Here is a 6,077-nt window from a genome sequence, read left to right as displayed (position 1 = left end):
GGGCGATGGCCATGGCGATGAGGGTTTTGGAGTGGGTCATGAAAATCTCCTCAGAAAGCGACTTGGGCCGACAGGTAGTAGCCCGTCTGGCGGCGGTTTTGGGTGATGCCGGGCACGATGCGGCCCAGGTCCACATAGGCCAGCGTGAGCGATACGTTCTTGCTGGGCGCCCAGGCCACGAAGATGTCCTTCCAGTCGTCTTCGCGCAGCGCAGCACCCAGGCCTGCCGCAGCGCCCAGCGCCTGCAGGTTGTTGGGCTTGAAGCGGTATTCGGCGCCTACCGCCAGGTTCTTGCTGATCAGGTACGCCACCGAGAACTCGGGCTGCAGGCTGCGGCTGTTCTTGCCAGGTGCGGCCGAGCCAAAGCCCAGCAGGCCGTTCTGATTGGCGTTGGTGTAGCGCAGCGTGCCGTTGACCAGCACGCTTTGCGCCAGCAGCAGCTTGGTGGCGCTCACGTACACATCGGTGCCGCTGGTTTTGGTGCCCAGAAAGTCCAGCACTGACCTGATGGAGCCCGGGTGCACCTGCTTGTGCTCCAGCCCCACCGCAATCTGGGGCATCCAGCTGTCGCTGTTAAGCACCGCGTCGCCCGCCACCTTGAGTTTGATGCCGAGCACATCCATCTTGATGTGCTGGCCGGGTGTCACGCCAAACGGCGCAATGCCGTTGAGCGCGATCGCGGGCGAGGCATCAAAGTCCTGGCGCGCCAGCGACAGCTCCAGGCGGTCGTGCAGCCCCAGGGCCACGCCATAGCCGTTCAGGCTGTAATCCTGGGTGGCCGCGCGGGTGGCATAGGCGCTGACACCCACCTCGCCCTCGGTGGCGTTGCTGCCAATCACTGCCCAGGGGGTCAGCCCGCCGCCCGCCGATCCGGCGATAGTGCTGACACCACCGGTGAGCAGCAGCTTGCCGGTATCGGCCTGGGCCGCACTGCAGGCCAGTGCAACGCCAGCCAGCACGGCGATGGAAAGGGGACTCTTCATGGGGCGCTCCTCGTGTTTGTAAATAATTGCTACGACAGCGTCATTACGCACACGGGCGGCGTCCAGATGTGAATCCAGAGTACCGCAAAGGGTCTTTAGCGCCTGAGCAGGGTCTGGCCCCCACGACGGACCGGGCACCGTTCTCGTCAGCCAGTGAAGGCAAGGCGCTGCACGGTCCAGTACAGCGACAGCACCAGCAACGCGACGGAGCTCCCATGCACCACCACCGAGCGGTACCACGCCCTGCGCGCCAGTGCCACCGAGACCGCGCACCACAGGGCGACCACCATCAGTTGACCCACTTCGACCCCCAGGTTGAACCCCGCCAGAGCCCACAACAGCGAAGCCCCCGCCACGCCCGCTTCAACCAGCACCCCGGAAAAACCCAGCCCGTGCACCAGCCCAAAGCCCAGAGCAAGCCAGCTACTGCGCAGGCCTTGGACGGGAAACAGGTTCAGCAACGCCGAGATGCCGATGCTGATGGCAATGGCGGGCTCCACCCAGTTGCCCGACACGGTGACCCAGCCCAGGCCTGCCAGTGCCAGCGTGATGGAATGGCCCACGGTGAAACAGGTCACCGTGAGCAGGAGCGCCTTGATCCCGGCGAAGCGGTCCCTGGCGCCGGAGGCCGGGGTGTCAGCGATCGGTGTTGTGCCGGACTCCGTGTGCAATGGCAGATCGCGGTGGCGGGGCTGCGGCCGCGCGAGGGAGATGGGCAGCAACAGTGCCAGCAAAAAGGCCAGGTGGTCGTAGCCAGACAGGATGTGGTGCACCCCCTCGGTCACAAAGTGCAGCAGCGTGGCCAACCCGCCGCGTGGGGCGCCGGGCTCTGTTGCGTCCGTGCCTTGAGCCCCTTCCGCACCGTCTGCCCCCGCTTGTCCGGCGCGGCTGCCCGCAGAGCGCAGGTCGGTGCCGGAGCGCCCGTCAGGGGCCAGCACGGCTGCCAGCGTCTGGCCGCTCAACGCGCCGCCCACCAGCAGGCGGTGTGTGGGGTCGATGCCCTGCATCAGGCCGTAGCGCAGGGTGACCGCCTGGGCTGGCGCACAGGGCAGCGTGGCAGCCAGCCGCGCGTAACGCCCATCGGTGCGCTGCTCCAACGCTTCAAAGCGCCAGGCAGGCACCGTCGCCGTTCCGTCGCACTGCCACAACATGCCCTGGCCCACCCACTGGACGATGGCGGGCATGGACTGTCGCACCTCGCCCCATGTGAGCTGGCGGTCGCCATCGGCATCGAGCTGCTCCAGCGCGGCATCTACATCCTTCAAGGCCACCGACAGCACAAGGCCTATCGATGCGCCCGCCCCTGCAGTGCCCTGGGGTGCCAGCGCATCCGTCACCCGCAGATAGGCGTCGCTGGCCTTGTGGGCCCAGGCGCTGGGCGCCAGTGCTGCGGCAGCCAACGCGACAGCCACCATGGCCCGCAGGGAACGCCCGTGTGGGCGCAGGAGGCCTGTTAACCAGTGCATGCAGCGCATCATTGGGCTCCCCGAGTCTGCCAGCGCGCCAGGCGCAGGTCTTGCAGTCCCGCTTGCTGCAGGGCCTGCCGCACGGCCTGGTGGGCAGCAGCGTCGCCCGACTGCTCAGAGGTCTGCAGTGCAAGCCACCAGTCGAGCGGCTCTTTTTGCAGGGCAAGGTTGGTGCGGGCCGCCTTCCATGCGGCGGCGGGCTGCCCCTGCAACCACAGCGCCATCAAGGCCCGCTCCCGGGCGTGGGCGTCCAGCCCCTCTCCGCGCGCCGCGATAGCGGCAAAACGGGCTTCCAGGTCGCGCACCAGGGGCTGCCACGCGGCGTCCCCCATCAGCCGAAGGGCCTGCGCGCGCCGCAGCAGCACGGAGTCGCTGTCGGGCTGGTGCCTGAGCACCTCCAGTGCGGCGCTCGCACGATTGCGGCGCAACAGCTGGTCGGCATAGGCCAGCGCGGTGTAGCCGTCGGGGGCATCGGCCAGGCTGCGGCGGTAGGCCGCGTCGGCAGCGTCATCGCGACCTGCGCGCTCTTCGCTCTCGGCCAGCAGCGACCCGATCCAGGCCCGCTGGGCGGCATTCCCCGCCACCTGCTGTCGCAGGGCGGTGAAGCCATTGCGTGCGGCATCGTGCTGGCCTTGCAGTGAACGGGTTTCGAGCAGGCAGGCGGTGGCGTACAGCGCAGCACCATAGCGGGCTACGTTGCGGCAGGCGGCCTCGGCGGCCTCATAGCGCGCGGCCACACGCTCCAGCGTGGCCAGCGTGAGCCAGCCCTGCACCTGTGCGGGGTTGGTTTGCAAGGCGCGCTCCAGCGTGGCGCGCGCGGCTGAAAATTCATGGCGCCCTTGCTCTACGGTGGCCTGCAACACCAGCAGATCGGCCGGGGCGTCCGCCTGGCCCCACCAGCGTGCCAGGGCCGCCTGTGCCCGGCCCAGGTACCGCGGGTCCGCCGTCTCGCGTGACAGCGTGATCCAGCGCCGGGCCGTGGCGGCAGCGGCCTGGGGCGTGGCGGGGGCTGCGCTCACACGCTCGGGCAGACGCTCGACCACATCGGCATTGAGGCCGGGTGGCAAGTCCTGCGGCAAGGCCGCCAGGGCCGTGCCCGCCCAGAGCACCAGGCACAAGGCCACGCACACACAGTGATGAGGTTTCTTCATGGGCTCGTGACAACAACGGATATCGAAAGAGACACAATCACCCACGCACGCCCTGGCCACCCCCTTCAGGGCGCAGCCAGGACATCGCGCGAGGGTCAGAGCCGCGAATCGGGCTCTTCAGCCTCGGTGCTGGACAGCACCAGCTGGTCCACCGCCTGAGGTTCGGTGGTGTCCGATGCGCCGCTGGCMACAATGGGCTGCACATACGCGAACGCGTTCACCATCACGGGGCCCCCATTGCCAGGGTCTGCCGTGTTGTCGCCGCTACCGCCCCCGCCGCAACCGGTGATGGCCAATGCCGCCACCGAAGTGAGGGCCAGGTGCTGAATCCGAAGGTTCTTTTGCATGGTGTGGCTCCTTCGGATCAGAAGTTCTTGGCACCAGGCAGCGGTGGGTTCACATACGGAAACGCCGTACGGTAGTCCGTCGCCTTGGTGCGCGAGCCGTCCACAAACGCTACCCCTCCTGCCGGGGCATCACCCGGCTTGCAGCCCACCTTGAGCGTGTCCGTGGCACCCGTCACCGTGCACAGCGCACCCATGGCCACGCGCAGCGATACGTCCACCACGTCGTCGCCCAAGCGGCGGCCGTTCGGGAAGCCGGCCGCATCCCCTGCCACCACCCCCAGCGAGTTCTGCGCAGCCGCAGCCGTGGCGGCAATGCCCGTGTTCAAGCGCAGCATTTCGGCCAGGGGGCCTCCAGCACCCAGGCCGGTGACGTTGCCGGGGCGATTGACGGTGGGCAGCCCCGTGAGGAAGGCCGTCATCAGGTCGGTACGCGGGAAATTCGTGGGGGCCTTTGCGCCAAACAGCGTCTCGACCAGCGCGGGCAGCGTGGGGTGCGTCACGTAGTCCGCAAAGTTGGCCGCATCATCCTTGGGCTTGGATGCGTTGAACTTGTCCTTGTCCTTGAGGCCAATCACCACCTCGTTGACCAGCGGCATGCCCAGGCGCGAGACCTGCGTCCATGCGCCACCGGCCTTCTCGCTGGTCTGCAGGCCCGAGTCTGGCTTGCCATTGAGCAAGCGGGCCTGGCGCAGGCTGGCAGTGGTCCAGCCGCCAATGACCTTCTCGCCCGATGCCGCCGTGAGGCAATTGGTGGGCACTTCCACCGCGAGCGACGTCACGTTCTTGTTGGCAATCTGGCCCGCGCCGAAGGCCGCAGCATTCGACTCGCTGGTGATGACGGCGGCAGGTGCATTCACCAGATCAAAGATGGTGCCCAACGACACCGGGAACGGGTCCTGCCGCTGGCCCACAAACACCTTGCCGGGGGTGGAGCAGCCGGGGATGTTGATGCCATACACATACTTGCCGGCGTAGGCGTCGTAGGCGGCCGCATTGCCCAGCGATTTTTCACCGATGTAGTCGATGGGCTTGGTAAAGGTGGTGCCCCCACCGGCCATGGTGATCTGCTCGCGCTTGCCGGTACGGCGGTCACCGCGCACGATGAACATCTCGTACTCTTYGCGGTAGGCCAGCGGGTCGCCCGCTGCGCCGCTGATGCCACCGGCGTTGCGCAGCGGAATGGCCACCTTCTTGCGGGCACCGTCAGGGCCGATATCGAGTGTGATGCCGTTGCCACCATTGTTCAGCGTGTTCTTGAAGCGGAACTGAAAGGTGATGTCCTCCGCTGCGTCGCCGTTGTTGTCGATGTGGATCTCGTACAGCGCATTCGAGTCCAGGCTAAAGTAGTTGGGGCCGCCATAGGCATCCTGCAGCGGCAGGTAGTTGGCGATCATGGTGACAAAACCCGCTCGACCCGGTTCGTAGCTGTTGAACAGGTAGAAGTCACTGCCGTCAACCTTGGGCTGGGTCGTGATGAACGGCGCCTCGCGGTGGCTGGACGCCAGACTGACGCCCGCTGCGCTGGCAGCCAGAACAGCCAGCACGGCCAGACTGATTTTTTTCAATGGCATGGGGATCTCCTCGTAGGTGGATGGTGGGGTGCCAAGCACCCCACCTTGAATACGACGAAGAGAAACCCGTGGATTCAACGGTGGCGACTATTCTTTTCTTTTGCCACCGGTTCTTCCAGACCTGTAAGCAACTGCCTGGAACCCGGGTGTCAGGTGGCCTTGCGGATCAGAGCGCCCTTGAACAGCACCGGCCCGGTCGGGCCTGTGGCGCTGGGCACACCCCCCTTGGGCTCCAGACTGATGGCCAGCGTGGGGACTTCTTTCACATCGCCCTCCTGGGCCACCAGCTTGAGCAGCTTGTCMTGTCCCAGCACGCCCAATGAGCGCGGGCCGCCAGCGGGCGGCAGCGCCCACAGTTGCAAGGACTTGTCCGCACCCTCCTGGAAACCGCCCACGCGCTGCAGCACGAGCTGGTTGTTCTTGGGGTCGAACGTCACCAGCATCGACGCGTCGGCCTTGTCATCGGCCAGCACCGCCACGTACTGGATCTGGGGTGTGGCTTGCAGTTGTTGCTGCAGTGCGGCGATCTGCGCGCCCGTGGTGGCACGCAGGCCTCCAT

6 protein-coding genes are annotated in these 6,077 nt (G+C 66.7%); all 6 read right to left on the bottom strand.

The genetic code is table 11. The annotated features are described in order from the left end of the window. Positions 1-50: 50 nt before the first annotated feature. Positions 51-983, bottom strand: a complete 933-nt coding sequence (locus tag AC04MI_RS22720; protein ID WP_436078043.1) for a DUF3034 family protein — start codon at positions 981-983, stop codon at positions 51-53. Between the two features lie 146 nt (positions 984-1,129). Next, complete coding sequence (locus AC04MI_RS22715) at positions 1,130-2,449, bottom strand: HupE/UreJ family protein (RefSeq protein WP_436078044.1); 1,320 nt, start codon at positions 2,447-2,449, stop codon at positions 1,130-1,132. An 8-nt stretch (positions 2,450-2,457) separates the two neighbouring features. Next, complete coding sequence (locus tag AC04MI_RS22710) at positions 2,458-3,600, bottom strand: hypothetical protein (protein ID WP_436078045.1); 1,143 nt, start codon at positions 3,598-3,600, stop codon at positions 2,458-2,460. Between the two features lie 95 nt (positions 3,601-3,695). Further along, a complete protein-coding gene (locus tag AC04MI_RS22705) occupies positions 3,696-3,947 on the bottom strand; it encodes a hypothetical protein (protein WP_121943468.1) in 252 nt (83 codons plus the stop codon). A 17-nt stretch (positions 3,948-3,964) separates the two neighbouring features. After that, on the bottom strand, positions 3,965-5,518 hold the full coding sequence (locus tag AC04MI_RS22700; RefSeq protein ID WP_476498771.1) for a DUF4331 domain-containing protein: 1,554 nt from the start codon (positions 5,516-5,518) through the stop codon (positions 3,965-3,967). A gap of 149 nt (positions 5,519-5,667) precedes the next feature. Further along, positions 5,668-6,077 (bottom strand): anti-sigma factor (locus AC04MI_RS22695; RefSeq protein WP_476498770.1); only part of this gene is annotated, 410 nt, incomplete at its 5' end.

Source organism: Acidovorax sp. LjRoot204 (assembly GCF_056175785.1).
Note: the sequence above shows the minus strand (reverse complement) of the source record. Positions and strands in the feature narration are given on the sequence as shown.